We start from the raw sequence: 24,674 nt of genomic DNA on the forward strand, positions 1-24,674 counted from the left end.
GGCTCCCGGCGCCGTGGGACGGTCCGGCATCCGGACACCTGAAAACCGGCCATCGGCGGACCGTTGGCCGGCTCCGTGCGCAGGGGCCGGCCGTACCGGCGAACGGCCTTGTGGCGTGCGGGGCATGGCCCGAATGCGCGCGGCGGCCCCTCGTGCGGAGGGGGGCGCCTCCCCCCGTTTCAAGCCGTGCTCCAGCGGTGCTCTGGCAGGGCTCCGTCGTCAGGCGACCAAGATTGCGCTTCAGTAAACCGCGAAAGCGGTTTGTACTGGGCCCGAAATTGCATACTGCTGGCCCCTGAGGGGTCCTGGATGCGGGCCGACCGCCCCACTGCACCCCTTCAACAGCGAGAATCAGCCAACTTTGCGGTCTGTTTCCTGCCGTTTCGCGCCACTCTCCAGGCCTCGGAGTGGGGGGTTTCCTTGATCGTTACGTCGGAGACAGGCGTTGGCCGACTCCCTGTGACCATTGAAGCCGCAGGTCAACACGGGTTGCGAGGGTGATTCAGGGAGGGGCCGTCGAAGAAAAACGGTACAGCCGGTTTGGTATTGACAAACCGGCTCAGCTGTTTTTTCCTCGTTCCAGCGAACTTCGAGGGCTCATCCAAGGACGAAGCAGGGGAGTACGGCGTGGACATCGATGTACTGGGCGCACTGACCGTGCGGGAGAACGGGGTCTCGATCACTCCCACTGCCGCCAAGCCCCGCCAGGTGCTGGCGCTGCTCGCGCTCCACGCGGACCAGGTGGTGCCGGTGGCCGCGCTCATCGAGGAGCTGTGGGGGAACGAGCCGCCGCGCAGCGCCCGGACCACGCTCCAGACCTACGTGCTCCAGCTGCGGGGCCTCATCGGCACCGCGCTGGAGGGCACCGACGGGTCGCGCACCGCCAAGGACGTGCTGGTGACGCTGCCCGGCGGTTACATGCTCAACAGCGGCGGCGGGACCAGTGACGTCCGCGAATTCGACCGGCTGGCCGGGATGGGCTACCGGGCCATGGACGCCGGGGACTTCCCCACGGCGGCGCGGCTGCTGCGCGAGGCCCTCGCCCTGTGGTCGGGGTCGGCCTTCGCCGACGTCGACGGCGGCGTGCAGCTGGACATGGAGACCCGCCGGCTGGAGGAGACCCGGCTGTGCGCGCTCGACCAGCGCATCGAGGCCGACCTGCGGCTCGGCCGGCACCGCGAGCTGCTCGCGGAGCTGACCGTGCTGGCCAGCCGCTACCGCATCCACGAGAACCTGCACGGGCAGTTCATGCTCGCCCTGCACCGCTCGGGCCGGCGCGGCGAGGCGCTCAGCGTCTACCAGCGGCTGCGCTCCACCCTGGTGCGCGAGCTCGGCATCGAGCCGTCCGCCGCGCTGCGCAGCCTGCAGCGCTCGATCCTGATGAGCAGCCCCGAGAGCCCGGCGGAATCTCCCGAGACCGCGCGCAAGCGGCTCGCGCGGGTCGGCTGAGCCCGGCGGAGCACGAATACCGGCAGCTGATATGAGAAATCTTTGTCAGGTCTTTTGCAGAAGCTGCCGGAAAACCTGAGATGCATTTTGCACAGCCGGGAATCGGAACAGCTGCGACGAGCTCGATCCATGGGCTGAGCACGGGGTTTGACGTCCTGTCGGAATCTTGTGCTGGGAATCCGTCGTCTGTTCGCCCGTTTCGGAGGTCCGCTCGACGTCGGCTTGAGTGCCCGGTGATGTTGCCCTGGGCTGCCTTACCGTCATCGGGTCGAATACTGATAACCGAGGGTATCTCGACGAAATGTGGAGGGGAGACGGGGAGACCGTGGAGATTCAGGTTCTGGGTCCTTTGAGTGCCGAGGTCAACGGGGCATCGATCGTTCCTACGGCGGGCAAGCCGCGTCAGATCCTGGCGCTTCTCGCGCTCTACCCGGGCCGGGTGATGCCCGTACCGACCCTCATGGAGGAGATCTGGGGCACCAAGCTGCCCGAGAGCGCGCTCACCACCCTGCAGACGTACATCCTCCAGCTGCGCCGCCGGCTGGGCACCGCCATGGGGCCGGGCGCCCCGGGCACGGCCAAGGACGTGCTCGCCACGCGGCACGGGGGCTACCTGCTCCAGATCCCGCAGGAGTCCGTGGACGTCCACAGCTACGAGGCCCTCGCGGCCGCGGGCCAGAACGCCTTCGACGAGGGGGACGACGAGCGCGCCGCGGACCTGCTGCGCAAGGCGCTCGACCTGTGGCAGGGCCCCGCCCTGGTCGACGTACGGGTCGGGCCGATCCTGGAGATCGAGGTGCTGCGGCTCGCCGAGAGCCGGCTCGTGACCACCGAGCGGCGCATCGACGTCGACCTCCGGCTGGGCCGGCACACCGAACTCCTCGCGGAGCTCACCGAGCTGATGGCCCGCAACCCGCAGCACGAGGGCCTGCACTCGCAGGCCATGGTGGCCCTGTACCGCTCGGGCCGGCAGGCGACCGCCCTGGACGTCTACCGCCGGCTCCGCGCCCGGCTGATCGGCGAACTGGGGGTGGAGCCCTCGCAGCAGCTCCAGCGCCTGCACCAGGCGATGCTGCGGGTGGACCCCGCGCTGGACGTGGTCGCGGGACCGCGTCGCAGCTCCACCTTCGATCTGTACGCCGCCTAGGTATATCAGGGGACGGCCTGACGGCCGGGCGGTGTGGTGGCGGGGCTCCAGCGGGGCTGGGGCCCGGTGTGAGTGTCCCTCCAGAACCCTCGGCCAGGCTCCTGGCGACCCGGTATGCGTCGCCACGCCGGCGGACCTGGAGAGAGGCACACCCATGCACCGGCTGGAACTCACCGACCTGACCCGCATCCTGCGGATCTGGGGAGGCGAGGAGGAGTGCGTCGAGCTGACCGAGGAGGTCCAGGACCTCTATTGGGACGAGCTCGGCTACGACTCGCTGTCCGTCCTGCAGACCACCGGCTCCATCGAGCGCAAGTTCGACGTCCTCCTCGACGGGGAGCTCCTCGAACTGGGCGACACCCCCCGGCGCTTCCTCGAGCTGGTCAACCGCGTCCTGGGCAGCCGGGCCGCGGTCTGATGCTCCAGCGGCGGTCCGTCCGGACTCCGGCGGACCGCGACAGGATCTGTGGCTAGCGCCGAGAGAAGGGTGTCCGATGTCTGTCGAGCGAGTGCACCGGCTTTCGTACGCGGTCGACGCGGCCGCGCCGGCCGGTGTCCTGTACGCCCTGGTGGCCGATACCGCTCCGTGGCCCCTGTTCCTGCCGGACACCGTGCACACGGAGCGGCTGGACTTCGACGGCAGCGTCGAGCGGTACTCCCACTGGGCGGGGACGGACGGCCGTCCGCGGCGGTCGATGTGGCGGCGGGCGCTGGACGCCGGGCGGCGGCGCGTGGACTTCCGCGAGGAGCGGCCCGCCGGCCCCGTGACGGGGGCGGGCGGCAGCTGGCGCGTGGAGGAGCTGGCGCCGGGCTGGTCGCGGCTGCTCCTGGAGCAGGAGCTCACCGTCGCGCAGGGGCCCGGCACGGAGCGGGTGCTCGCCGAGGCGGGGGCGCGGGGGCGGGCGGTGGCCGACGGGCTGCGGGCCGTCGCCGAGCGGTGGCGGCGGCTGGAGGGGCTGCTGCTGTCCTTCGAGGAGTCCGTACGGATCCAGGGGCCCGCCGAGCCGGTGCACTCCTTCCTCTACGAGGCGGGCTCCTGGCCCGGCCGGGTGGCGCACGTCGCGGAGGCCGAGGTGGTGGAGGACCGGCCCGGGGTGCAGCGCGCCCGGCTGGCGCACCTGGCCGAGGACGGCTCCTCGTACCCGGTGGAGGAGGTGCGGGTGTGCTTCCCGGCGGCCGGGCGCATCGTCTTCAAGCGGACCCGGCCGCACCCGCTGCTCGTGGCGCACGCCGGGGAGTGGTCGGTGGAGCCTGATCCGGCGGGATTGACCCTGGTGTGCCGCAACGACGTCCTGCTGGACGAGCGGGCGGTGGAGCGGGTGCTGGGGCCCGGCGCGGAACTGGGGCGGGCGCGCCGGTACGTGCGCGAGCTGCTCGGGAAGGAGGGCCGGGCCGTGCTCGGAGCGGCCGGGCAGTACGCGGGGGAGCCGGTCAGGGCCCTGCGGTCGGTGTGAGCCCGTACGGTCCTGTGGTCGTCCGGGTGCGTCGCGTCTGCCGCTTGCGCCGGGTGTTCAGGATGTTCGGGGTGTTCGGGGTGTTCCCGCGCGGGTCCGTGGCCCGCCGCCGCGGCGTGCGGCGGCGGGCCACGGGCGCGTCAGCTCCCGCGCCCGGCCGTGTCGAGTTCGCGCAGCACGGCGGGCGCGGCCAGACAGGGCATCACCACCCGCCAGAACCCGGCCAGCGTCCGCGGGGCGAGCCACTGGGGGTCGTCACGGCCGAGGGCCTCGAAGCCCAGCGTGGCCGCGACCACCGTCGTCGCGACGTTGCGGTGGTTGAGCCCGGGCAGCAGGGCGCCCTCCTCCGCGGCCTCGACGAGCAGCCGGTACACGTAGTCGTGCCACTCCCTGGGCAGGGCGAACGACGACGGGTAGGCCGGCTCCCGGTTCAGCTGGAAGGCGGCCCGGGCCACGACGTCGGACAGCAGCAGCCCGGCGAGCGCCTGGGAGCTGTCCGCCAGGGCCTGGAGGGCCGACGTCCGCCGGGTGTACACCTCGCGCGTGACCGCGCGCAGGGTCCGGGCCCCTGCGGCCTCGACGGCCTGGGCGACGGCCGCCTTGTTCTCGAAGTGGAAGTGGAGCGCGCCCGGGCTCACTCCGGCGCCGACGCTGATCATGTTCAGCGTCGCCTCTGCGTACCCGCGCCGTCCGAACACCGTGGCCGCTGACTCGAGCAGTGCTTGACGGGTTCGGACGGCGCGTTCTTGTTTCATCACGCATAGCTCCTGTATCAGTTTCCTTCTATTATTAAACCGCCCCGTTGGTATTGGAAGAGCGCGCCGCCTGCCTCTGATGGCTTGATCAACGGCGATTCCTGCCCCGCTGTGGCCTGATTCGATCCACTTATCGCGAACCTTGCCGCGATTTGCAGGCTTTGACAAACCGACGAAGCGGTTTGTATCTTCGTTGACGTTGGCTCGACTGAGCTTGAGGGAGGGGGGCAGATGAACCAGCGGACGTTCGCTGTACTGGAACCTCACACAACCGCCGCGGGGGCGAACGGTGGGTTCCTACCGGCCGAGGGACTGAGGGTGCCACCGCACGCGGCGGCCCCGTCGGCACTGTGGCGGGTCCTCATCGTGGAGAGCAACACGATGGAGGCCGAGACGCTGGCGCGCGGCCTGCGCCGGCACGGACACGAAGTGGACATCGTCGGCACCGGGAGCGAGGCGCTGCGCGGCTACGCCGACGCCGACCTCGTCCTCCTCGACCTGGAACTCCCCGACCTCGACGGGCTGGAGGTCTGCCGGGGCATCCGCGCCGCCCACGAGATCCCCGTCATCGCCGTCACCGCCCGCGGCAGCGAGCTGGACCGGGTCCTGGGCCTGCAGGCCGGCGCGGACGACTACCTGGTCAAGCCCTACGGCTTCCGCGAGCTGATGGCCCGTATGGAGGCGGTCATGCGCCGCGCCCGGCCGTCGAGACCCGCCGCCGCCACCATCACCTGCGGACCGCTGCGCATCGACGCCGGCACCCGGGAGGTGACGCTGAACGGGGAGCCCGTCGAGACCACCCGCAAGGAGTTCGACATGCTCTACCTCCTCGCCTCGCACCCCGACACGGTCATCCCGCGCAAGATGCTGATGCAGCAGGTCTGGGGCGACTCCTGGTCCCGCCGCACCGTCGACACGCACGTGAGCACGCTCCGCAACAAGATCGGCGCCAACTGGATCATCACCATCCGCGGCGTCGGCTTCCGGTTCGGCCAGGGCTGAACCGTCCGCACCGATACGAGCCGAGGGGGGAAGACCATGGCAGTGACGGCACCGTGCCAGGGGGAGGGCTGCCGCCGCCGGACCGCCGAGGGACGCTCCCGCCGGCGCACGGCCGCGACCGGACGGCTCTGCCGGCCCTGCCGGGAACACCTCGACGCCGGCCTGGCCGAACTCGCGCACCTCTACGAGGAGTGCGGCAGGATGCTCGCCGGCGCGGCCCCCGGCAGCCTGCGCGAGCGCACCACCGGCGGCGACCTGCCCGGCCTGCCCTTCAACGGGGCCGCCGCCGACGTACGGGCCAGGATGGTCTCAGTCCTGGGATCCTGGAGCGGACTGGTCGCGCAGGAGCGCGGCTTCGCCTCCCCGCCGCGCCACGTCGCCGCGCTCACCGCCTTCCTGCGCCGCAACGGGGACTGGCTCGCCGCCCACCCCGCCGCGGCCGAGGCCACCGAGGAGGTCGCCCGCCTGGTGCGGGCCGGACGCCGCGCCGCCTTCCCCGAACCGGCCCGCAGCATCCGCCTCGGTGCCTGCCCCGAATCCGGCTGCTCCGGCTCCCTCACCGTCGCCGTCCGCCACTCCGGGGACGACAGCGGCCAGCCGGTCGTGTGCGACGCCGAACCGGCGCACCGCTGGACCAGCGACCAGTGGAGCGAGCTCAGCCGCACCATGGACGCCGGCCGCACGCCCGGCACCGCCGCGGCCGCGCCCACCGAGCGCTGGCTCACCGCCGCCGACATCGCCCGCCTGTGGCACACGCCCACCGGCACCGTCTACCGGCTGGCCAGCGAGCAGCGGTGGCGCCGGCGCAACCACGCGGGCCGTACCTACTACAACGAGACCGACGTCCGGACCTGCTTCGACCGGCGGGCGGCCGCGCGCACCTGAAACGGTCTTCTCCCGCACGACCTTCCACAGCGGTCCGCACTCGATCCGGTAGGAGCCGGATCGAGGAGTCTGACCGCGGTTTGACATTTCCTTGGCCGGTTCGCGAAGCAGCGGACCGGCCCTTGTGGAACCTGACCGACTCCTGAACCCCGCGCCATTGAACGGCCGCTCGCGCCCGAAGAACCTTGTAGTCAAGATCCGGTGCACTGTCTCCGGAGGCGAATTCAAGGAGACGCGATGGACGCCCCTGTGATCGTCGTCGGCGCGGGCCCCGCGGGCTTGATGCTCGCGGGCGAACTGCGGCTGGCGGGAGTCGCCGTCATCGTCCTGGAACGCCTTGAGCGGCGTACGGGAGAGTCGCGCGGCCTCGGCTTCACCACACGCACGCTGGAGACCTTCGACCAGCGCGGCATCCTCGCCCGCTTCGGCGACATCGAACGCAGCACGCTCGGCCACTTCGGCGGGCTGCCCCTCGACTTCGGCGTGCTCGACGGCGCCTGCCAGGCGGCCAAGACCGTCCCCCAGTCGGTCACCGAGACCCACCTGGAGGAGTGGGCCGCGGGCCTGGGCGCCGACATCCGGCGCGGCCACGAGGTCCTCTCCGTCCACGACGACGGCGAGGGCGTCGACGTCGGGGTCCGCGGGCCCGACGGCGAGCGGACCCTGCGCGCCGCCTGGCTGGTGGGCTGCGACGGAGGACGCAGCACCGTGCGCAAGGCCGCCGGCTTCGACTTCCCCGGCACCCCGGCCACCATGGAGATGTTCCTCGCCGACATCAAGGGCATCGACCTCAAGCCCCGGATGATCGGCGAGACCCTCCCCGGCGGCATGGTCATGGTCGGCCCGCTGCCCGGCGGCACCACCCGCATCGTGGTCTGCGAGCGCGGCGCGCCCCCGCGGCGGCGCGAGAGCCCGCCCTCCTTCGACGAGGTCGCCGCCGCCTGGCAGCGGCTCACCGGAGACGACATCTCGGCCGCCGAACCGGTGTGGGTCAGCGCCTTCGGCGACGCCGCCCGGCAGGTCACCGAGTACCGGCGCGGCCGCGTCCTGCTGGCCGGCGACGCCGCCCACATCCACCTGCCCGCCGGCGGACAGGGCATGAACACCGGCATCCAGGACGCCTTCAACCTCGGCTGGAAACTCGCCTCCGTGGTGCACGGGCGGGCCCCGCTGAGCCTGCTCGACACCTACCACACCGAACGGCACGCGGTCGGCCGGCGGCTGCTGATGAACACCCGCGCCCAAGGGCTGCTGTTCCTGAGCGGCGCCGAGGTGCAGCCGCTGCGCGACTCGCTCAAGGAGCTCATGGCGTACGAGGACGTGGCCCGCCACCTCGCCGCCATGGTCACCGGCCTGGAGATCACCTACGAGGTGGGCAAGGGCTCCCACCCGCTGCTCGGCCGGCGCATGCCCCACCTGGAGCTGGCCGCCGCCGACGGCACCACCTCCAGCACCGCGCTCCTGCGCCCCGGCCGCGGGGTGCTCCTCGACCTGGCGGACAACCCGCGGCTGCGCGGCCGCGCGGCCGCCTGGGCGGAACGGGTCGACACCGTCACCGCCCGGCCGCGCGGGGCCGCCGACGGACTGCACGACACCACCGCCCTGCTGATCCGGCCCGACGGATACGTGGCATGGGCCGCGCCCGGCAGCCACCACGACCTGCCGATGGCGCTCGACCGCTGGTTCGGGACCCCCTGACGACCGGGGCCCCGGCGACCGGCACCCCCTGAGGCCGACGCACCCGACGGCCGGACGAGCACGTCAACCGGAGGAACCACACATGGCAACGCCGCAAGCAACGATCGAGCGCGCCCCCGCAGGGCCCGGAGCCGCCCCGGACGGCCCCGACGGGGAGCGCCGCGACATCGTCCGGGCGGCCCGGACCGTCCTCGCCCGCGAGGGCTGGAGGCACTGCACCGCCGAGGCCACCGCCGCCGAGGCCGGGCTCCCGAGGGCCGCCGTCGGCCGGCACTTCCCCGACCACGAGCAGCTGCTGCTGGGCGTCCTGCTGGACAGCTCCGCCTCCGTCGCCGCCTCCCTCGCGGCCGTCGCCGAGAGCTACCTCGCGGAGATCCACGACCTCCGCGAGGACCTGATCGCGCTCGGCCGGGCCTGGCTGGCGCCGCTGGAGGCCTTCCGCGAGCACTTCGCGATCGTCCGGCACATCAGCGCCGAGGTCACCCACCTGCCCGCCGAGGCCGTCGACAAGTGGCAGGCCACCGGCCCCCGCCAGGCCCGGAGCGAACTGGCCCGGCGCCTGCGGCAGGTCGCCGGCCGCGGCCTGCTCGACATCACCGACGCCGACCAGGCGGCGGAACGTTTCATCCTGCTGGTCCCCTCGTCCGTCGTCCAGCGCTCCTTCCACGGCGCGCTGCCGCTCGGACGCGCCGAGGAGGACGCGCTCATCGCCGACGGAGTGGACGACTTCATCCGCCTGTACGGCCCGGCCTCCCGCTGACCGCAGGGCCGCCGGCCCGCCGACCCCGCTGATTCCCGGAGAGAGTGGAAACAATGCACAGCAACCTGATCGTGGCGCGGATGGACGTCCGTTCGAGCGCCGAGGTGGCCAAGATCTTCGCCGAGTTCGACCGCACCGACATGCCGGAGCGCATGGGCACGCTCCGCCGGCGCCTGTTCTCCTACAACGGGCTCTACTTCCACCTCCAGGACTTCGCCGAGGACGACGGCGGCGAGCGCATCGAGCAGTCCCGCAACGACCCGCGGTTCATGCGCATCAGCTACGACCTCCAGCCCTTCATCCAGCCCTACGACCCGGAGACCTGGCGCTCCCCCGCGGACGCGATGGCCACCCGCTTCTACGACTGGACGGCGACGGAGTGATGTCCGCGACCGCAGAGATGACGGGAGGGCACCGACCGTGGGCCGCCGGGTAGTCATCACGGGCATCGGGGTGCTGGCGCCGGGGGGCATCGGTGTCCGGGAGTTCTGGGAGCTGCTGAGCTCGGGGCGCACGGCCACGCGGGAGATCACCCACTTCGACGCCTCCCCCTTCCGCTCCCGGGTGGCGGCCGAGGCCGACTTCCTGCCGGAGCTGCACGGGCTGACCGACGACGAGATCCGCCGCATGGACCGCGCCGCCCAGTTCGGCGTGGTCGCGGCGCGCGAGGCGGTCGAGGACAGCGGCCTCGACTTCGCCGCCCTCGACCCCTACCGCACCGGTGTCAGCATCGGCACCGGCGTGGGCGCGGTCTCCAGCCTCGACAAGGCCTACCGCACGGCCACCGACCACGGCCGGCTCGCGGCGGTGGACCACATGCGGGCCCCCGCCGACCTCTACGACCACTTCGTCCCCGGCTCCTTCGCCACCGAAGTGGCCTGGGCCGTCGGTGCCGAAGGCCCCGCCACGGTGGTCTCCACCGGCTGCACCTCCGGCATCGACTCGGTGGCGCACGCCGTCGACCTCATCCGCGAGGGCAGCGCCGACGTCATGGTCACCGGTGCCACCGACGCCCCGATCACGCCCCTCACCCTGGCGTGCTTCGACGCGGTCAAGGCGACGACCAGCCTCAACGACGACCCGGCACGGGCCTCCCGGCCCTTCGACGCCACCCGCCGGGGCTTCGTCCTCGGCGAGGGCGCCGCCGTGTTCGTCCTCGAGGAACTCGAAAGCGCCCGCCGCCGGGGCGCGACCGTCTACGCGGAGGTGGCCGGCTACGCCTCCCGCTCCAGCGCCTTCCACATGACGGGACTTCGCCCCGACGGCCGCGAGCTGGCCGAGGCCATCACGGTGGCGCTCGACGAGGCGCACCTGAACCCGTCCGACCTCGACTACGTCAACGCCCACGGTTCCGGCACCCGGCAGAACGACGCCCACGAGACGGCCGCCTACAAGCTGGCGCTCGGCCCGTACGCCCACCGCACGCCGGTGAGCTCGGTCAAGTCGATGATCGGGCACTCGCTGGGTTCCGTCGGCTCCATCGAGATCGCCGCGTCCGTCCTCGCGATGCGCCACCACCTCGTGCCGCCGACGGCGAACCTGCGCACCCGGGACCCCCAGTGCGACCTCGACTACGTCCCGCTCGCCGCGCGGGAGCACCGCACCGACGCCGTCCTCACGGTCAGCAGCGGGTTCGGCGGGTTCCAGAGCGCGATGGTGCTGGCCCGGCCCGACAGGAGGACCGCATGAGCGCCCGAACCCTGGTCACGGGCATCGGCGTGGCCGCCCCCAGCGGCCTCGGTGTGGAGGACTTCTGGGCGGCGACCCGGATCGGCAAGAACGCCATCGGGCCCGTCACCCGCTTCGACGCCTCCTCCTACCCGGCGCGGCTGGCCGGGGAGATCCACGGCTTCGAGCCGGCGGAACACCTCCCGGGCCGGCTCGTCCCCCAGACCGACCGGGTGACGCAGCTCGCCCTCGTCGCCACGGACTGCGCGTTCGAGGACGCGGGCCTGGACCCGGGCGACCTCCACCCCTGTGACATGGGGGTGGTCACCGCGGCCGGCTCCGGGGGCGCCGAGTTCGGCGAGAACGAGCTGCGCAAGTTCTGGAGCCAGGGGCCCAAGCACGTCAGCGCGTACCAGTCGTTCGCCTGGTTCTACGCCGTGAACACCGGCCAGATCGCGGTGCGCAACGACCTGCGCGGGCCCACCGGGGTCCTCGTCGGCGACCAGGCCGGCGGGCTCGACGCCCTCGCCCAGGCGCGGCGCCGGCTCCGCAAGGGCAGCCGGCTGATCGCCGCCGGGGGCTTCGACGCCCCGATCTGCTCGCTCGGCTGGGCCGCGCACCTCGCCGGGGGCGACCTGTCCACCGGCGACGGACCCGAACGGGCCTACCTGCCCTTCGACGAGGCCGCCCGCGGCTACGTCCCGGGCGAGGGCGGCGCGCTGATCATCCTGGAGGACGAGGAGGGTGCGGTCGCCCGCGGGGCACGGGACGCCTACGCCGAGTTCGCCGGATACGGCGCCACGCTCGACCCCCGCCCCGGCAGCGGCCGGGAACCCGGTCTGCGCCGGGCCGCCCTGGCGGCGCTCGCCGACGCCGGCTGCCATCCGGCCGAGGTCGACGTGGTCTTCGCGGACGGGGCGGGCGTGCCGCGGCTCGACCGGGAGGAGGCCGAGGCCATCACCGCGGTCTTCGGCCCGTTCGGCGTGCCGGTCACCGCGCCCAAGACGACGACCGGGCGGATGGGGGCCGGCGGAGCCCCCGTCGACGTGGTCTCGGCGGTCCTCTCCATGCGGGAGGGACTGATCCCGCCGACCACCAACGTGGAGCTCTCGCCCGCGTACGACATCGACCTCGTGGCCGTCCGGCCGCGGACGGCGTCGGTGCGCACCGCGCTCGTCCTCGCGCGCGGCCGCGGCGGCTTCAACTCCGCGGTGGTGCTGCGCGCGCTCGACTGAGCGGTTCCGCCGCGTCCGGCCCGCGCCCGTCCCCGTCCCCTCCCGGGGCGGGGACGGGCGCCCCCATGCCCCGCACCGAACTCCCGCAGCCGGAAACACCGGTGCGGTACACCGATGAAGGGACCCCACGTGTCCAAGCAGGAATTCACCTTCGACGACCTCAAGCGCATCCTCCTGGAGGGCGCCGGAGCCGACGAGGAGATCGACCTCGACGGCGACATCCTCGACACCGACTTCGAGTCGCTGGGCTACGAGTCGCTGGCGCTGCTGGAGACCGGCAGCCGGATCGAGCGCGAGTTCGACATCACGCTGGACGACGACATCTTCGCCGACCACACCACCCCGCGCTCGCTCGTCGAGGCCGTCAACGCGAGCCTCAAGGTCACGGTCGACGCCTGAGCGGCCGACGCCTGAGCGGCCGACGCCTGAGCCGGCCGACGTCTGAGCCGGCCGGACCGGCCGGAGCCGCGCCACCCCCGCGAGGACCGCGGCTCCGGCTCCCCGCCACCACACCTCCGCCCCCACCCCCGCCCACAGAAAGGGAGTACGCCCATGGCCATCGATCAGGACCTCACCGAGACCCAGGTGATCGTGGTCGGCGCGGGCCCCGTCGGACTGCTGCTCGCCGGAGAACTCCGGCTGGCGGGCACGGACGTGGTGGTGCTCGACACGCTCACCGCCCCCACCTCCGAATCGCGGGCGTCCACCCTCCACGCCCGCACCATGGAGATCCTCGACAGCCGCGGCCTGCTGGAGCCGATCGGCGAGGTACCGCACGACCGTGCCGGACACTTCGGGGGCATCCCCCTCGACCTCGGCCTGCCCGGCCCCTACCCGGGGCAGTGGAAGGTGGCCCAGACCCGGCTGGAGGAAGTCCTCGGGGAATGGGCCGCCGACCTGGGCGCGGACATCCGGCGCGGCCACGAGCTGACCGGACTGGACGAGACCCGGGACGGGGTGGTCGCCACCGTGCGCACCGAGGGCGCAACGCTGTCCCTGCGGGCCGCGTACGTCGTCGGCTGCGACGGCGAGAACAGCGCCGTCCGCCGGCTGGGCGGCTTCGACTTCCCCGGCACCGACGCCGAACGCGAGCTGCTGCGCGCGGACGTCGCCGGGATCGACATCCCGGCCCGCCGCTTCGAGCGCCTGGAGGGCGGTCTCGTCATCGCCGCCCGCCGGCCCGACGGGGTGACCCGGGTGATGGTGCACGAGTTCGGGGCGCGACCCCGGCCCGGGCAGCCCTCGTTCGAGGAGGTCGCCGACAGCTGGAAGCGCATCACCGGCGAGGACATCGGCGGCGGCACCCCGCTGTGGGTGAACTCGTTCGGCGACGCCTCCCGGCAGGCCTCCGAGTACCGGCGGGGCCGGCTGCTGCTCGCCGGGGACGCCGCGCACCAGCAGATGCCGATCGGCGGCCAGGCCCTCAACCTCGGGCTGCAGGACGCCTTCAACCTCGGCTGGAAGCTGGGCGCCCGGATCGCCGGGCACGGCACGGACGCGCTGCTGGACACCTACCACGAGGAGCGGCACGCGGTCGGGCAGGGCGTCCAGAGCAACGTCAGGACCCAGGCGCTGCTGCTGCTCGGCGGCCCCGAGGTGGACGCGGTACGGGAGGTGTTCGCGGAGCTGAGCGCCAGTGAGAACGTACGGACGCACCTGGCGGGGCTGATCTCCGGGCTGTCGGTCCGCCACGAGGTGGGCGCCGCCGGGGACGCCTCCGGGGACGGCCGCGGGCTGACCGGCTCGCGCGTGCCGGCCTGGGAGGTCACCACCGCCGAGGGGAGCACCACCACGCTGGCGCTGCTGCGGCCGGGGCGGGGGCTGCTGCTCCTGCCGCCGGGCGACGAGGCGCGGCGGACGGAGCTCGCGCGGACGGCGGGGGCCTGGGGCGAGCGGGTCCGGGTCGTGCGGGCCGTGTCGGTGTCGGCGACCCCCGGCGGGGCGCCCGAGGGCGCGGTGCTCGTGCGGCCCGACGGGTACGTGGTCTGGGCCGACGGGCCGGGGGCGGGAGCGCTGGACGAGGCGCTCGCGCGGTGGTTCGGAGCCGGGGGCGCCCGAGCGGGGGCCGGGGAATCCGGTGCCCCCGCCGTCGCCGTCGCCGCCGTTCCCGTCGCGGAGCCGGCCGCCCGTACGGAGGCCGCGCCGGAGGTGCTCGCCGGGGTCCGGCGGGGCGTCGGCGGGGAACGGCTCACCGGGCGGACCGCGCTGGTCACCGGGTCGAGCCGGGGCATGGGCCGGGCGGCCGCGATCCGGCTCGCCCAGGAGGGCGCGCTGGTCGCCGTCCACTACCACCGGGACGAGGCGGCGGCGCGAGAGGTCGTCACCTCGGTGGAGAAGGACGGCGGGCGGGCCTTCGCGGTACGGGGGGAGCTGGGTGTCGACGGTGACGTGGACGGCCTGTTCGCCGTACTCGAGGAGGACCTGCGGGAGCGGACCGGCTCCACCGACCTGCACATCCTGGTGAACAACGCCGGGGTGATGGGCGGGGTCGGTGCGGACGAGATCACGCCGGAGCAGTTCGACCGGATCTTCGCGGTCAACGCGAAGGCGCCGTTCTTCCTGATCCAGCGGGCGTTGCGGAACATGCCGGACGGCGGGCGGATCATCAACATCTCGTCCGGGCTGACGCGGTTCGCCAACCCGGACGAGATCGCGTACGCGATGAGCAAGGGCGCGCTGGAGCAGCTCGCACTGCACTTCGCGAAGGCGCTCGGGCCGCGCCGGATCACCATCAACTCGGTCGCGCCGGGGATCACGCGCAACGGCAACCCGGTGTTCGACATCCCGGAGGTGGTGGAGCAGATGGCGGGGCTGTCGGCGTTCGGGCGGGTGGGTGAGCCGGAGGACGTCGCGGACGTGGTGGCGTTCCTGGCAACCGATGAGGCGCGGTGGATCACCGGGTCGTTCGTCGATGCCACTGGCGGCACGCTGCTGGGGTGACGTCTCCCCGCCCCGCCCTTCCTCCGTTCCCCGGGGCTCCGCCCCGGACCCCTGGGGGCTCCGCCCCCAGACCCTCCCCCAGCTACCGCTGGGAGGTGCCCCCAGCGCCTCAAACGCCGGCGGGGCTATTTCTGCCCCGCCGGTCCTCTGACTCCGTCGGCGTGTGTATCCCACGCCGCCACGCCGGCGGTGGGCGGGACCGCCCGGGGATCCCTCCCCGGGCGGTTCCGCCCCCTTTCTTCGAATGCGAGTGTGTACTTCCCGATGAGCATTGCCTCCGGCACGCGGGCCGGGGCCCGTTGGGCTCTGGTGGCCGTGCTTGCCGCGAACATGTTGGTGGACGCCCTGGAGGTGTCCGCGACCCTGGTGGCGCTGCCCGCCGTCGGCAGTGGGCTGGGGGCTTCCGTCACCCGGGTGCAGTGGATCGTCACCGGGTTCGCCGCCGGGTTCGCCGGGGCTGTGCTGCTCGGCGGGCGGCTGGTGGAGTGGTTCGGGCGGCGGCGGGTCTTCCTCGTCGCGCTGCTCGTGTTCGCCGCCGCCTCCATGGGGGGTCCCCTGGCCGACCGGCTGGACCTGCTCGTCGCCACCCGGGTGGTGAAAGGTTTCTGCGTCGCGCTGACCGCGCCCACCGGGCTCGCCATCATCGTGGCCTCCGTCCCCGAGGGCGGGGCGCGGCGGCGGGCCGTGTCGGTGTACACGCTGTTCGGCGCCGCCGGGTTCTGTTCCGGGCTGCTGCTGTCCGGGCTGCTCACCGGGGCGGCCGGCTGGCGGTGGACCCTGGCGTTCCCGGCGCCCCTCGCGCTGCTGCTGTTCGCCGTCGCGCTGCGGGTGGTCCCGCGGGAGCCGGCCGTGTCCGGCGGCGGGGCGCGGTGGCAGGCGGTGGTGGCCGGGGGCGCGCTCACCTCGGCCGTGCTGCTGCTGGTGGACGCCCTGGCCCGCCGGTGGTGGGGCGGGGTCCTCGCCGCCGCGGCGGCGGCGCTGGTCTTCGTACGGGCCGAACGGGCCTCCCCGCGGCCCCTCGTGCACGCCGTGCTGCTGCGCCACGGGCCGCTCGTGCGCTCCGCGCTGGGGGCGGCCGCGCTCAACGGCTCCTACGTGGGCTTCCTGCTGGTGGCCGCGCTCGATCTGCGACGCGGCGGCTGGAGCGCGTGGGAGACGGCCCTCGGGTTCCTGCCCGCCGGCGCGCCCCTGGCGCTGACCGCCCTGCACTCGGGGCGGATCGCCGCCCGGCTGGGGCCGGCGCGGGCCGTGGCCGCCGGGGCGCTCTCGGCCCCGGCCGGATACGCGCTCTACCCGCGCTCAGGCGCGGGCGGTGTGACGTATGTCGAACTGTTGCCCTCCCTGTCCCTCGTCGGACTCGCCTTCGTGCTCGCTTTCACGGCGCTGCACCTCCAGGCGACCGGCTCCCTCCCCTCCGGTCTCCAGGCGGCGGCCGGCGGGCTCTACCAGACCTGCGTGCAGCTCGGCGCGGCGCTCACCCCGGCGCTGGCGTCCGCGCTGTACGCGGCCTCCGGCCGGAGCGCGGCGCTCTGGCTGGTCACCGCCGTCGGCCTGGCCGGCGCGGGCGTCGCCCTCGCCGGACTCGCACACCCTTCGACCGACCCGTCCTGAGAAACCGCCGGAGCTCCCTCTCCCTCCCGCGGTGCCCACCTCGACCAGGAAAGCATCATGACCACACTTCACATGTCACAGACATACGAGACAGACAACGGCCTGGTCCACATGACCCGGCCCGACATGGCGGTCCTGGCCACCGCCGGACTGCGCGAGCGCACGCGGATCCTGGAGCAGTACGTGCGCGAGGAGCTCGGGCGCATCCTCGGCATCGAGCCGCACCTCGTCGACACCACCGGCCGCCCCATGGGCTGCCTCGGCATCGGCTCGATCTCCGGCATCGAACTCCAGTACCGCATGGAGGCCACCCTCGGCGTCGACGTGAACCTCCAGCGGCTGCTGCTCGCCAACAGCGCCCAGGAGCTCATCGACTGCCTCGCCGGTCAGCTCGGCCCCGAGGCCCACCTGCACGGGGCAGCGGTGCCGGCATGACGACTACGACTCTGCTGCCGGCCGCCCGCCCGGTGGTGAACCACCAGGGCCTGGACCGGCCCGACTTCACCCTCTCCGCCGACCGGGTCGACCTCTGGCTGATCCGCCGCCCGACCGGGCCGGACGCCGACGCCCTCGCGGTGGGTGAACTCGACGCGGAGGAGCGCAAGCGCGCCGACGCCTTCATCCGCCGCTCGGACGGCATGCTCTACGCCGCCGCGCACGTCGCGGTGCGCCGGCTGCTCGGACGTTACACGGCCACTCTGCCCCAGGACGTCCGCTTCATGCGCGAGCCCTGCCCCGGCTGCGGCGAAGCGCACGGCCGCCCGGCGCTGTCGCCCCCGCCGCCGCCGCTGCACTACTCGCTCTCGCACAGCGGGGGAGTGGCCATGGTCGGCGTCGGGACGGTTCCGCTCGGCGTTGACGTGGAGAAACTCCCGGGCGCCGAGACCGTGGACATCTGCTCCAAGGCGCTGCACCCCGACGAGCAGATCGAGATAGCCGAAGCCGGGTCCGTGGAAGCCCGCCGGCACCTCTTCGGGCAGATCTGGACCCGCAAGGAAGCGTTTCTCAAGGGGCTTGGGACAGGGTTGAGCCGCTCACCCGCCGAGGACTACCTGGGCACCGATCTGGACCGGCACCCCGAGGGCTGGACCATGGTCGGCGTTCCCGCGGACACCACCCACGCCGCCGCGGTGGCGGTCAAGGGGCAGGCCCCGAGGGTCGTCAACGTCAGGTGGGTGCCCGACACCTGGCTGGCCGCAGGCAACACCGTGTGCGGCGCAGCCGCCCCCGGACCGAGCGACACGGTCCTCGCCAGTTGAACCGCAAGTAAGGACGTGACCGGATGACCCGTACCGCCTTCCTCTTCCCGGGCCAGGGCTCCGAATGCGCCGGCATGGGCAAGGAGCTGCTCGCCCTGCGGCCGGACCTCGCCGACACCTACTACCGCACGGCCGACGACCTCCTCGGCATCCCGCTGTCCCGGCTGTGCGTCGACGGGTCCCCCCGGGACCTGGAGGACCCGACGGTGGCGCAGCCGGCCGCCTTCCTGACCAGCATGGCCGTACTGGAGGTGCTGCGCGGCCGGGGCCTGGAGCCGGACGCGGTGGCCGGCCACAGCCTGGGCGAGTACGCGGCGCTGGTGGCCGCGGGCGCCCTGGAGTGGACCGAGGCGCTGTGGCTGGTGCGGCTGCGCAGCGAACTGGTGGCGACCGTCGGGGACCGGGTCGGCAGCGCCACGGCCGCGGTCATCGGCCTGAGCCGCCCGGACCTGACGCGCCTGTGCGCCGAGACCCGGGCGGCCACCGGCCAGGTGGTCGAGGTGGCCGGGGACAACGAGCCCCGGCAGACCGTGGTGTCCGGGCAGGCCGAGGCGGTGGCCCGGGTGGCGGAGGCGGCCCGGGCGGCCGGGGCGCGGGTGGAATGGCTGCGGACCGGCGGCCCGTTCCACTCCAGCCTGCTCGGCGAGGCCGAGGCGGAGTTCACCGAGACGCTGATCGCGACCGAGTTCCGCGACCCGGCCGTGCCGCTGGTCTCCGGCGTCACCGGCGGGTGGGTGACGACGGCCGCCGAGGCCGTGGTCGCCCTGCGCTGCCAGCTCACCACCCCGGTGCGCTGGACCGGGGCGGTGGAGACGCTCGCCGCCTCGGGCGCGGACCGGTTCGTGGAGGTGGGCCCCGGCCGGGTGCTCGGCGGGCTGGTCCGCCGCATCCTGCCGGGGGCCCGGGTCCACAGCACCCACACGCCCGAGGGGCTGGCGCGGGTCGTGGACGAGCTGAGCGCGACCACGGTCTGACCGGGCCGCCCCGCCCCCGCGCACCCGCACGCACGTCAGACCCGCCGCGCCGACGGCCGGCGGGAGGTCACGAGACGAGGAGCAGTCCATGGACACGCATCCGGAGGCCGGCCGCCTCATCCACGTGGTCAAGGGGCGGCCCGACGCCGAGGAACTGGCGGCGCTCACCGCCGTCGTCCTGGCCCGGGCGGCGGCGTACGAGGGCCAGCACGGCGGCACGGCCGGCTGCGGTCCCACCCTGGCGGGCTGGCGCTGCCCACAGCAGCCCAGGGCCTTCCACGGCGCGCGCACCTGGCGGGAGAACCCCGCCGGCACGCGCCCGGTCTGATCCGGGCCGGGAACCGGCCGCGCCACCCGCGCGGCCCCGTCCCGGTCCCCGGGTCCGGCAGGGCACCACCCGGGGCCGTACCGCCCCGCGGCCCCCCGTGGACGCCCGACCACATCGCCGACCCGGTCAAGGAGTTCGCGGGCGGACGCTCCAGACCGCGGTATCCCGTGAGTCCGCCCACAGGAGAGGGCCATGCCATCGACCTACGACGACATCGCGGAGCTGCGCGACCAGATACGGATCCTGCGCGACCGCGCCGAACTGCGGGAGCTGTTCGACCGCTACGTCACCGCCCTGGACACCTTCGACGGGACCGGTCCGGACGAGGCCCGGTTCGCCACGCTGTTCACCGAGGGCGCCACCTTCGCCTTCCCGATCGGCGTGTGCACGGGCGTCGAGGCCTTCGCCGCCCTCCAGCGCGAGGCGCGGGGGCGGTGGGCGCGCACCCACCACGTGAGCGCCAACCACTCCATCACCCTCGACGGGGACCGGGCCGTCGTCCGGGCCCAGCAGGTGACCACCCACGTCCACCACGCCGGCGCGGGGCCGGCCGCCCACTTCGACGTGGGCGGGCACACCGAGGCCCGGGCCGTGCGCACCGCGGACGGCTGGCGGCTGAGCCACGTCTCGTTCCGCGTGGTGTGGGACTCCGGCGTCCGGCTGCCCGAGCTCGCGGGCGTGCGCCTGTGAGCTGCGGATGAGCGCCGTACGGCCCGTCGTCCTCGACGCTGACGGGATCCCGCTGTCCGGGCTGCTCGCCCTGCCCGCGGACCCCGTGCCGCGGGCCGTGGTGGTGGCCCTGCACGGGGCGGGGATGCGGGCGGGCTACTTCGACAGCCGGGTGCGGCCCGGGTTCTCCCTGCTGGAGCTCGGCGCCTCGCTGGGCTTCGCCGTGCTCGCCCTGGACCGGCCCGGCTACGGGGCCTCCGCGGAACTCCTGCCCCGGGGCCTGGACCTCGCCGGGCAGACCGCGGCCCTGCTCGCCGCCCTCGACGGGTACGCCCGCGGGCACGAGCTGGGCGCGGGCTTCTTCCTCGTGGCGCACTCGAACGGCGGCCGACTCGCGCTGTCCGCGGCGGCCGCCGCCCGGGGCCGCAGCGCCCCGCTGGGGGTGGACCTGTGCGGCGTCGGACGCCATTTCGCCGTGGACCCCGGGCAGTTGCCCGGGACGGACTTCCCCGGGCAGTGGCGCAGGCACTGGGGCGCGCTGCGCTTCTACCCGCCGGAGGCCTTCCGGGCCTGCACCGACCTGGTGTGTCCGGTTCCCGCCGAGGAGGCCCGCGAGACCCCGCTGTGGCCGCGGATGTACCCCGCCGTGGCGGCCGGTGTACGGGCTCCGGTGCGCTTCACCTTCGCCGAGCAGGAGCTGTGGTGGAGGAGCGACAGCGCGGCGGTGGAGGAACTGCTGAGTCCGCTGATCGGGGCCTCTACAGAAGTGGTCATCCAGCCCCATGCTGGACACAACACCAGTCTGGGTTGGGCCTCCCGCTCGTACCACCTGCGGGTCATGGCCTTCCTGGAGGAGTGCCTGCTCGCCCGCGAGCCGGGGGCCGGGCGGCTTCCGGTCCCAACTGACCGGGAAATGAAGAAGGTTGACCGGAATCTGACATAGATCCCGTTGACCAACAGATGGGCACCAACGAGGCTTTTCGTGAGCATCCCGTGACGTGTACCGAAGTCCGTCATACCGGGACACGTCCACTCGGCCTCTCGCAATTCTGTTTGATTCATCAAACTGTTTGATTCATCAGATCATTCCGCAAAGGAACACACATGAGTGACGTGAAGGACCTGGTGCAGGTCGCCGGCATCATCGACGCCGAGGAGGCCAAGCTGCTGGCCGAGGAGGGCGTCGACTGGTTCGGCTTCCCGCTCCGCCTCCCGTCGGGCAAGGACGACATCTCCGAGGCCGAGGCCACGGAGATCATCGCCGGCCTGACGGCTCCCCAGGAGGGCGTCCTCATCAGCTACATGGTGGACGCCGACGAGATCAGCGAGTTCACCACCCAGCTCGGCGTCAAGGCCGTCCAGCTGCACGGCGACGTCACGCCGGAGGAGCTGCGCAAGCTCAAGGACATCCGCCCCGACCTCTACGTGCTCAAGAGCCTGGTCGTGAAGGAGGACAACGCCGAGGAGCTGCTCCAGTTCGTCGACGAGGTCGCCGAGTTCGTGGACATGTTCATCACGGACACCTTCAACCCGGCCACCGGTGCCAAGGGCGCCACCGGCCTCACCCACGACTGGAACGTCAGCGCCGAGCTCGTGCGCCGTTCCCCCAAGCCGCTCATGATGGCCGGCGGCCTGAGCCCGGAGAACGTCGCCGACGCCATCCGCTTCGTCAAGCCCGCCGCCGTCGACGCGCACAGCCTCCTCGAGGGCGACGACCGCCGCAAGGACCGCGCCAAGGTCGCGAAGTTCGTGGCCGAGTCGCGCAAGGCCTTCGCCGAGATCGCCAACGCCTGATCTCGGCACCCGACCCACACGGTTGCGGTTCCCGGGGCCCACACGGCCCCGGGCCCGGCCGCAGCACGTCTCCACGACCGACGAGAAGCAGGTTTCTCATGGCGACCGGCCACCACAATGTCCACCCGCTGCCGCAGACCAACCAGCTCCGCGCCATGCACACGATCATCCGTGACCGCAGAGCCTCCCGCGCGGACTTCGTGTTCTACTCCCGGCGCATCATCCGCCTCCTGCTCGAATCGGCGCTCAACCAGCTGCCGTTCGACCAGCACGAAGCCATCACGCCGGTCGGAGAGACGTACGAGGGCCTGAGACTCGGCCCCCAGCTGTGCGCCGTGCCCGTGGTCCGGGCCGGCGACTCGATGCTCGACGAGCTCCGCCAGGTGATCCCCGACATCACCGTCGGCAAGCTGCTCATCCAGCGGGACAAGACCACCAAGCTCCCGCACCTGTTCTACAAGAACTTCCCCGAGGACATCGCCGACCGGCACGTCCTGCTCCTGGAGCCGATGCTCGCCACCGGCGGCAGCGCCAAGGCGGCCATCGAGGTCCTCCTCGACGCCGGCGTGAAGGAAGGGAACATCATCTTCGTGAACTTCCTCGCCTCGCCCGAGGGCATCGAGGCCGTCCACGCCGCGTACCCGCTCGTCAAGATCGTCACGTCCTCGATCGAGCAGCGCCTCAACGAGAACGCGTTCATGATCCCGGGCATCGGCGACTTCGGTGACCGCTACTTCGGAACGACCGACTCGGCAGTCGCCTGATGAAGAGCAGCCGTACCGTTGTCGACTCCGCGCTGACGGCACTCGCGCCGGCGATCTGGGGTTCCACGTACCTGGTCACCACGGAGCTGCTGCCGGAGGGCCGGCCGCTGCTGGCCTCCCTGCTCCGTGCCCTGCCCGCCGGCCTGATCCTCGTGATCATCGGCCGGCAGCTGCCCAAGGGCATCTGGTGGTGGCGCGCCCTGGTACTCGGCGTGCTGAACATCGGCGCCTTCTTCTACCTGCTCTTCGTGGCCGCCTACCACCTGCCGGGCGGCGTCGCGGCGCTGGTGATGTCCATCCAGCCGATGATCGTGCTCCTGCTCGGGGCCGCCCTGCTGAAGGACAAGATCAAGCCGATCCACCTGATCTCCTGCGCCCTCGGCGCGGCCGGCGTGGCCCTGCTGGTCCTCCAGCCGAACGCCGGGCTCAACGCCACCGGTGTCATCGCGGGTCTGCTGGGCGCGCTCAGCATGGCCTCCGGCATCGTGCTGACCAAGCGCTGGGGCCGTCCCGAAGGCGTGGGCCTGCTGCCCTTCACCGGCTGGCAGCTCACCGTCGGCGGCCTGGTCCTCCTCCCGATCGCACTGATCGGCGAGGGCCTGCCGAGCGAGATCACCGGCAAGAACCTGCTGGGCTTCGCCTACCTCGGCATCATCGGCGCCCTGTTCGCCTACGCGATCTGGTTCCGCGGTGTGGCCCGGCTGCCCGCGCTGGCGGTCTCGTTCCTGAGCTTCGCCTCGCCGCTGGCGGCCACGCTGCTCGGCTACTTCGTCCTCGACCAGTCGCTCTCCCCGATCCAGCTCCTCGGAGCGGCGACCGTGGTCGCGTCCGTGGTCCTGGCCCAGCCGCGCAAGGGCAAGCCCAAGCCCGAAGCGGCCCCGGTCCCACAAACCTCGCGGGAGTCCGTCCAGGCGTAAGCCGCGGACGACGCCCGCCCGAGACTCCCCGCCCGCCCCCGCCCCCGAGGCGGGCGGGGAGCGGTGGTGGCACACCGCGGCCTCCCCCGTCCGCGGTGTGCCACCAACCCCCCTGCACGAACGACTCGTGAGAGGACCCCAACGGTGCCCCACATCCACATCCGGCACTACCCCAGGGACTTCACGGCCGAGCAGCTCCGGGCGATCGACGAGGCGGTCACCGCCGCCGTGACGAAGACCTTCGCCACCGGCGAGGACACCGTCTCGATCTCCGTGGAGCCCGTCAGCCCGGAGGACTGGGAGGCGCAGGTCCTCTCCGAGATAGCGGCCCGCCCGGATCTGCTGGTCAAGCGACCCGGCTACCTGAACGAGAGTTGAGAGAGACCCGATGAGCGCAAGCAGCGGCATCCCCGTCGTCTACACCGAGGAAGTCCGCGAGGCCCTCCACGAGGGCAAGGCCGTCGTCGCCCTCGAGAGCAACGTCATCACCCACGGCCTGCCCTACCCGGACAACGCGGCCACCGCCCGCAAGGTGGAGGACGCGGTACGGGCCGGCGGCGCCGTCCCGGCGACCATCTGCATCGAGGCCGGCGAGATCCGCGTCGGCATGTCGGACGCCGACATCGAGCGCTTCGCCTCCCTGCCGGACATCCCCAAGGTGTCCAGCCGGGACCTGCCGGTCATCCTGGCGCAGGGCGGCCTGGGCGCCACCACGGTGGCCTCCTCCGTCGTGGCGGCCGAGCTCGCGGGGATCCCCTTCTTCTCCTCCGCCGGCATCGGGGGCGTGCACCGCGGCGCCCAGGAGACCTGGGACGTCTCGTCGGACCTGATCCAGTTCACCCGGTCCAAGGTCGCCGTGGTCTGCGCCGGCGCCAAGATGATCCTCGACCTCGGACTGACCCTGGAGTACCTGGAGACGCAGTGCGTCCCCGTCGTCGCCTACCGCTCGGACGACTTCCCCGCGTTCTACTGCCGTACGAGCGGCCACAAGGCGCCCCACCGCCTTGACGACGAACAGGTCATCGCCCGCGCCGTCGAGGCGCACTGGGCGCTCGGCAACAACAGCTCCTTCCTGATCACCACCCCGGTCCGGGAGGAGGACGCCATCGACTCCACCGAGGTGGACACGGCCATCCGCGCCGCGGTCGCCGAGGCCACCCGCGACGGAGTCTCCGGCCAGGCCATCACCAAGTACCTGATGCGCGCCGTCGATGCCGCCACCGACGGCCGCAGCGCCAAGGCCAACATGGCCGTCCTCGCCTCCTGCGCCGAGGCGGCGGGCCGGCTGGCCGTGGCGCACGCCGCGCACCTCGCCGAGCGCGCGGGGCGCTGACCCGCCCCTTCGAACCACCACCGCACCACGCG

The 24,674-nt window shown here is 73.0% G+C and carries 26 protein-coding genes; 25 read left to right on the forward strand and 1 reads right to left on the reverse strand.

Annotated elements, in window-relative coordinates; translation table 11 throughout:
- The first annotated feature begins 627 nt into the window (after nt 1–627).
- The 4 genes from ACFY0O_RS34965 to ACFY0O_RS34980 all read left to right on the forward strand — a co-directional run bounded on the left by ACFY0O_RS34965 (nt 628) and on the right by ACFY0O_RS34980 (nt 4,050).
- Nucleotides 628–1,449 (forward strand): AfsR/SARP family transcriptional regulator, encoded by an 822-nt coding sequence (locus tag ACFY0O_RS34965; protein WP_358898448.1) that lies wholly within the window; start codon nt 628–630, stop codon nt 1,447–1,449.
- A gap of 325 nt (nt 1,450–1,774) precedes the next feature.
- Entirely contained in the window at nt 1,775–2,596 is an 822-nt protein-coding gene (locus ACFY0O_RS34970; protein WP_045946957.1) for an AfsR/SARP family transcriptional regulator, read from the forward strand.
- 154 nt (nt 2,597–2,750) lie between these two features.
- Nucleotides 2,751–3,014, forward strand: a complete 264-nt coding sequence (locus ACFY0O_RS34975) for a phosphopantetheine-binding protein (protein WP_365153191.1) — start codon at nt 2,751–2,753, stop codon at nt 3,012–3,014.
- A 76-nt stretch (nt 3,015–3,090) separates the two neighbouring features.
- Nucleotides 3,091–4,050: an SRPBCC family protein gene (locus ACFY0O_RS34980; RefSeq protein WP_388954490.1), complete on the forward strand. Its 960-nt coding sequence runs from the start codon at nt 3,091–3,093 to the stop codon at nt 4,048–4,050.
- A gap of 140 nt (nt 4,051–4,190) precedes the next feature.
- On the opposite strand, the gene ACFY0O_RS34985 is transcribed toward ACFY0O_RS34980, so the two are convergent.
- Complete coding sequence (locus ACFY0O_RS34985) at nt 4,191–4,805, reverse strand: ScbR family autoregulator-binding transcription factor (protein ID WP_257790384.1); 615 nt, start codon at nt 4,803–4,805, stop codon at nt 4,191–4,193.
- A 231-nt stretch (nt 4,806–5,036) separates the two neighbouring features.
- On the opposite strand from ACFY0O_RS34985, the gene ACFY0O_RS34990 reads away from it, so the two are divergent.
- The 21 genes from ACFY0O_RS34990 (at nt 5,037) to ACFY0O_RS35090 (ending at nt 24,642) form a co-directional block, all read left to right on the forward strand.
- Entirely contained in the window at nt 5,037–5,807 is a 771-nt protein-coding gene (locus tag ACFY0O_RS34990) for a response regulator transcription factor (protein WP_358898453.1), read from the forward strand.
- Nucleotides 5,808–5,843: 36 nt separating this feature from the next.
- Entirely contained in the window at nt 5,844–6,692 is an 849-nt protein-coding gene (locus tag ACFY0O_RS34995) for a hypothetical protein (protein WP_388954493.1), read from the forward strand.
- A gap of 237 nt (nt 6,693–6,929) precedes the next feature.
- Nucleotides 6,930–8,390, forward strand: a complete 1,461-nt coding sequence (locus ACFY0O_RS35000) for an FAD-dependent monooxygenase (protein ID WP_388954496.1) — start codon at nt 6,930–6,932, stop codon at nt 8,388–8,390.
- A gap of 82 nt (nt 8,391–8,472) precedes the next feature.
- Nucleotides 8,473–9,150 (forward strand): TetR/AcrR family transcriptional regulator C-terminal domain-containing protein, encoded by a 678-nt coding sequence (locus ACFY0O_RS35005; protein ID WP_388954498.1) that lies wholly within the window; start codon nt 8,473–8,475, stop codon nt 9,148–9,150.
- A gap of 53 nt (nt 9,151–9,203) precedes the next feature.
- A complete protein-coding gene (locus ACFY0O_RS35010) occupies nt 9,204–9,533 on the forward strand; it encodes a TcmI family type II polyketide cyclase (RefSeq protein WP_100865011.1) in 330 nt (109 codons plus the stop codon).
- A 37-nt stretch (nt 9,534–9,570) separates the two neighbouring features.
- Entirely contained in the window at nt 9,571–10,839 is a 1,269-nt protein-coding gene (locus ACFY0O_RS35015) for a beta-ketoacyl-[acyl-carrier-protein] synthase family protein (RefSeq protein ID WP_358898461.1), read from the forward strand.
- The gene (locus ACFY0O_RS35020; RefSeq protein WP_388954502.1) at nt 10,836–12,053 is read left to right on the forward strand and encodes a ketosynthase chain-length factor; all 1,218 of its coding nucleotides are present in this window, start codon (nt 10,836–10,838) and stop codon (nt 12,051–12,053) included. Before ACFY0O_RS35015 ends, ACFY0O_RS35020 begins: the two co-directional genes overlap by 4 nt.
- Before the next feature lie 129 nt (nt 12,054–12,182).
- Nucleotides 12,183–12,452 carry an acyl carrier protein gene (locus tag ACFY0O_RS35025; protein ID WP_358898465.1) on the forward strand — a complete coding sequence of 90 codons (270 nt, stop codon included), beginning with the start codon at nt 12,183–12,185 and terminating at the stop codon, nt 12,450–12,452.
- Between the two features lie 153 nt (nt 12,453–12,605).
- The gene (locus ACFY0O_RS35030; RefSeq protein WP_388954505.1) at nt 12,606–14,993 is read left to right on the forward strand and encodes an SDR family oxidoreductase; all 2,388 of its coding nucleotides are present in this window, start codon (nt 12,606–12,608) and stop codon (nt 14,991–14,993) included.
- Nucleotides 14,994–15,257: 264 nt separating this feature from the next.
- Complete coding sequence (locus ACFY0O_RS35035; RefSeq protein ID WP_388954508.1) at nt 15,258–16,604, forward strand: MFS transporter; 1,347 nt, start codon at nt 15,258–15,260, stop codon at nt 16,602–16,604.
- A 57-nt stretch (nt 16,605–16,661) separates the two neighbouring features.
- On the forward strand, nt 16,662–17,039 hold the full coding sequence (locus ACFY0O_RS35040; protein WP_123996004.1) for an acyl carrier protein: 378 nt from the start codon (nt 16,662–16,664) through the stop codon (nt 17,037–17,039).
- The gene (locus tag ACFY0O_RS35045; protein ID WP_388954510.1) at nt 17,036–17,863 is read left to right on the forward strand and encodes a 4'-phosphopantetheinyl transferase family protein; all 828 of its coding nucleotides are present in this window, start codon (nt 17,036–17,038) and stop codon (nt 17,861–17,863) included. Before ACFY0O_RS35040 ends, ACFY0O_RS35045 begins: the two co-directional genes overlap by 4 nt.
- 23 nt (nt 17,864–17,886) lie before the next feature.
- The gene (locus ACFY0O_RS35050) at nt 17,887–18,837 is read left to right on the forward strand and encodes an ACP S-malonyltransferase (protein ID WP_388954512.1); all 951 of its coding nucleotides are present in this window, start codon (nt 17,887–17,889) and stop codon (nt 18,835–18,837) included.
- Nucleotides 18,838–18,925: 88 nt separating this feature from the next.
- Nucleotides 18,926–19,165, forward strand: a complete 240-nt coding sequence (locus tag ACFY0O_RS35055) for an acyl-CoA carboxylase subunit epsilon (protein WP_388954514.1) — start codon at nt 18,926–18,928, stop codon at nt 19,163–19,165.
- 192 nt (nt 19,166–19,357) lie between these two features.
- Nucleotides 19,358–19,855 carry a nuclear transport factor 2 family protein gene (locus tag ACFY0O_RS35060; RefSeq protein WP_388954516.1) on the forward strand — a complete coding sequence of 166 codons (498 nt, stop codon included), beginning with the start codon at nt 19,358–19,360 and terminating at the stop codon, nt 19,853–19,855.
- Between the two features lie 7 nt (nt 19,856–19,862).
- Entirely contained in the window at nt 19,863–20,777 is a 915-nt protein-coding gene (locus ACFY0O_RS35065) for an alpha/beta hydrolase (RefSeq protein WP_388954518.1), read from the forward strand.
- A 161-nt stretch (nt 20,778–20,938) separates the two neighbouring features.
- Nucleotides 20,939–21,628: a phosphoribosylanthranilate isomerase gene (locus ACFY0O_RS35070; RefSeq protein WP_388954520.1), complete on the forward strand. Its 690-nt coding sequence runs from the start codon at nt 20,939–20,941 to the stop codon at nt 21,626–21,628.
- Between the two features lie 98 nt (nt 21,629–21,726).
- Nucleotides 21,727–22,392 (forward strand): uracil phosphoribosyltransferase, encoded by a 666-nt coding sequence (gene upp / locus ACFY0O_RS35075; RefSeq protein ID WP_388954522.1) that lies wholly within the window; start codon nt 21,727–21,729, stop codon nt 22,390–22,392.
- Nucleotides 22,392–23,309 carry an EamA family transporter gene (locus ACFY0O_RS35080; protein WP_388954524.1) on the forward strand — a complete coding sequence of 306 codons (918 nt, stop codon included), beginning with the start codon at nt 22,392–22,394 and terminating at the stop codon, nt 23,307–23,309. The genes upp and ACFY0O_RS35080 overlap by 1 nt, the downstream gene beginning before the upstream one ends.
- A 144-nt stretch (nt 23,310–23,453) precedes the next feature.
- Nucleotides 23,454–23,687: a tautomerase family protein gene (locus tag ACFY0O_RS35085; protein WP_045946979.1), complete on the forward strand. Its 234-nt coding sequence runs from the start codon at nt 23,454–23,456 to the stop codon at nt 23,685–23,687.
- Nucleotides 23,688–23,697: 10 nt separating this feature from the next.
- The gene (locus ACFY0O_RS35090) at nt 23,698–24,642 is read left to right on the forward strand and encodes a pseudouridine-5'-phosphate glycosidase (protein WP_358898484.1); all 945 of its coding nucleotides are present in this window, start codon (nt 23,698–23,700) and stop codon (nt 24,640–24,642) included.
- Nucleotides 24,643–24,674: the final 32 nt, after the last annotated feature.

The organism is Streptomyces sp. NPDC001594 (assembly GCF_042893675.1).
In the GTDB taxonomy this organism is placed as follows: domain Bacteria; phylum Actinomycetota; class Actinomycetes; order Streptomycetales; family Streptomycetaceae; genus Streptomyces.

Bases quoted from the DNA above. Each gene is read 5' to 3' on its own strand.
- ACFY0O_RS35080 (WP_388954524.1), top strand. From the start codon at position 22,392: ATGAAGAGCAGCCGTACCGTTGTCGACTCCGCGCTGACGGCACTCGCG.
- ACFY0O_RS35050 (WP_388954512.1), top strand. From the start codon at position 17,887: ATGACCCGTACCGCCTTCCTCTTCCCGGGCCAGGGCTCCGAATGCGCC.
- ACFY0O_RS35040 (WP_123996004.1), top strand. From the start codon at position 16,662: ATGACCACACTTCACATGTCACAGACATACGAGACAGACAACGGCCTG.
- ACFY0O_RS34990 (WP_358898453.1), top strand. From the start codon at position 5,037: ATGAACCAGCGGACGTTCGCTGTACTGGAACCTCACACAACCGCCGCG.
- ACFY0O_RS35020 (WP_388954502.1), top strand. From the start codon at position 10,836: ATGAGCGCCCGAACCCTGGTCACGGGCATCGGCGTGGCCGCCCCCAGC.
- ACFY0O_RS35055 (WP_388954514.1), top strand. From the start codon at position 18,926: ATGGACACGCATCCGGAGGCCGGCCGCCTCATCCACGTGGTCAAGGGG.
- ACFY0O_RS35010 (WP_100865011.1), top strand. From the start codon at position 9,204: ATGCACAGCAACCTGATCGTGGCGCGGATGGACGTCCGTTCGAGCGCC.
- ACFY0O_RS35000 (WP_388954496.1), top strand. From the start codon at position 6,930: ATGGACGCCCCTGTGATCGTCGTCGGCGCGGGCCCCGCGGGCTTGATG.
- ACFY0O_RS35060 (WP_388954516.1), top strand. From the start codon at position 19,358: ATGCCATCGACCTACGACGACATCGCGGAGCTGCGCGACCAGATACGG.
- upp (WP_388954522.1), top strand. From the start codon at position 21,727: ATGGCGACCGGCCACCACAATGTCCACCCGCTGCCGCAGACCAACCAG.
- ACFY0O_RS34995 (WP_388954493.1), top strand. From the start codon at position 5,844: ATGGCAGTGACGGCACCGTGCCAGGGGGAGGGCTGCCGCCGCCGGACC.
- ACFY0O_RS34980 (WP_388954490.1), top strand. From the start codon at position 3,091: ATGTCTGTCGAGCGAGTGCACCGGCTTTCGTACGCGGTCGACGCGGCC.
- ACFY0O_RS35005 (WP_388954498.1), top strand. From the start codon at position 8,473: ATGGCAACGCCGCAAGCAACGATCGAGCGCGCCCCCGCAGGGCCCGGA.
- ACFY0O_RS35065 (WP_388954518.1), top strand. From the start codon at position 19,863: ATGAGCGCCGTACGGCCCGTCGTCCTCGACGCTGACGGGATCCCGCTG.
- ACFY0O_RS35090 (WP_358898484.1), top strand. From the start codon at position 23,698: ATGAGCGCAAGCAGCGGCATCCCCGTCGTCTACACCGAGGAAGTCCGC.
- ACFY0O_RS35035 (WP_388954508.1), top strand. From the start codon at position 15,258: ATGAGCATTGCCTCCGGCACGCGGGCCGGGGCCCGTTGGGCTCTGGTG.
- ACFY0O_RS34975 (WP_365153191.1), top strand. From the start codon at position 2,751: ATGCACCGGCTGGAACTCACCGACCTGACCCGCATCCTGCGGATCTGG.
- ACFY0O_RS35045 (WP_388954510.1), top strand. From the start codon at position 17,036: ATGACGACTACGACTCTGCTGCCGGCCGCCCGCCCGGTGGTGAACCAC.
- ACFY0O_RS35030 (WP_388954505.1), top strand. From the start codon at position 12,606: ATGGCCATCGATCAGGACCTCACCGAGACCCAGGTGATCGTGGTCGGC.
- ACFY0O_RS35070 (WP_388954520.1), top strand. From the start codon at position 20,939: ATGAGTGACGTGAAGGACCTGGTGCAGGTCGCCGGCATCATCGACGCC.
- ACFY0O_RS34985 (WP_257790384.1), bottom strand. From the start codon at position 4,805: ATGAAACAAGAACGCGCCGTCCGAACCCGTCAAGCACTGCTCGAGTCA.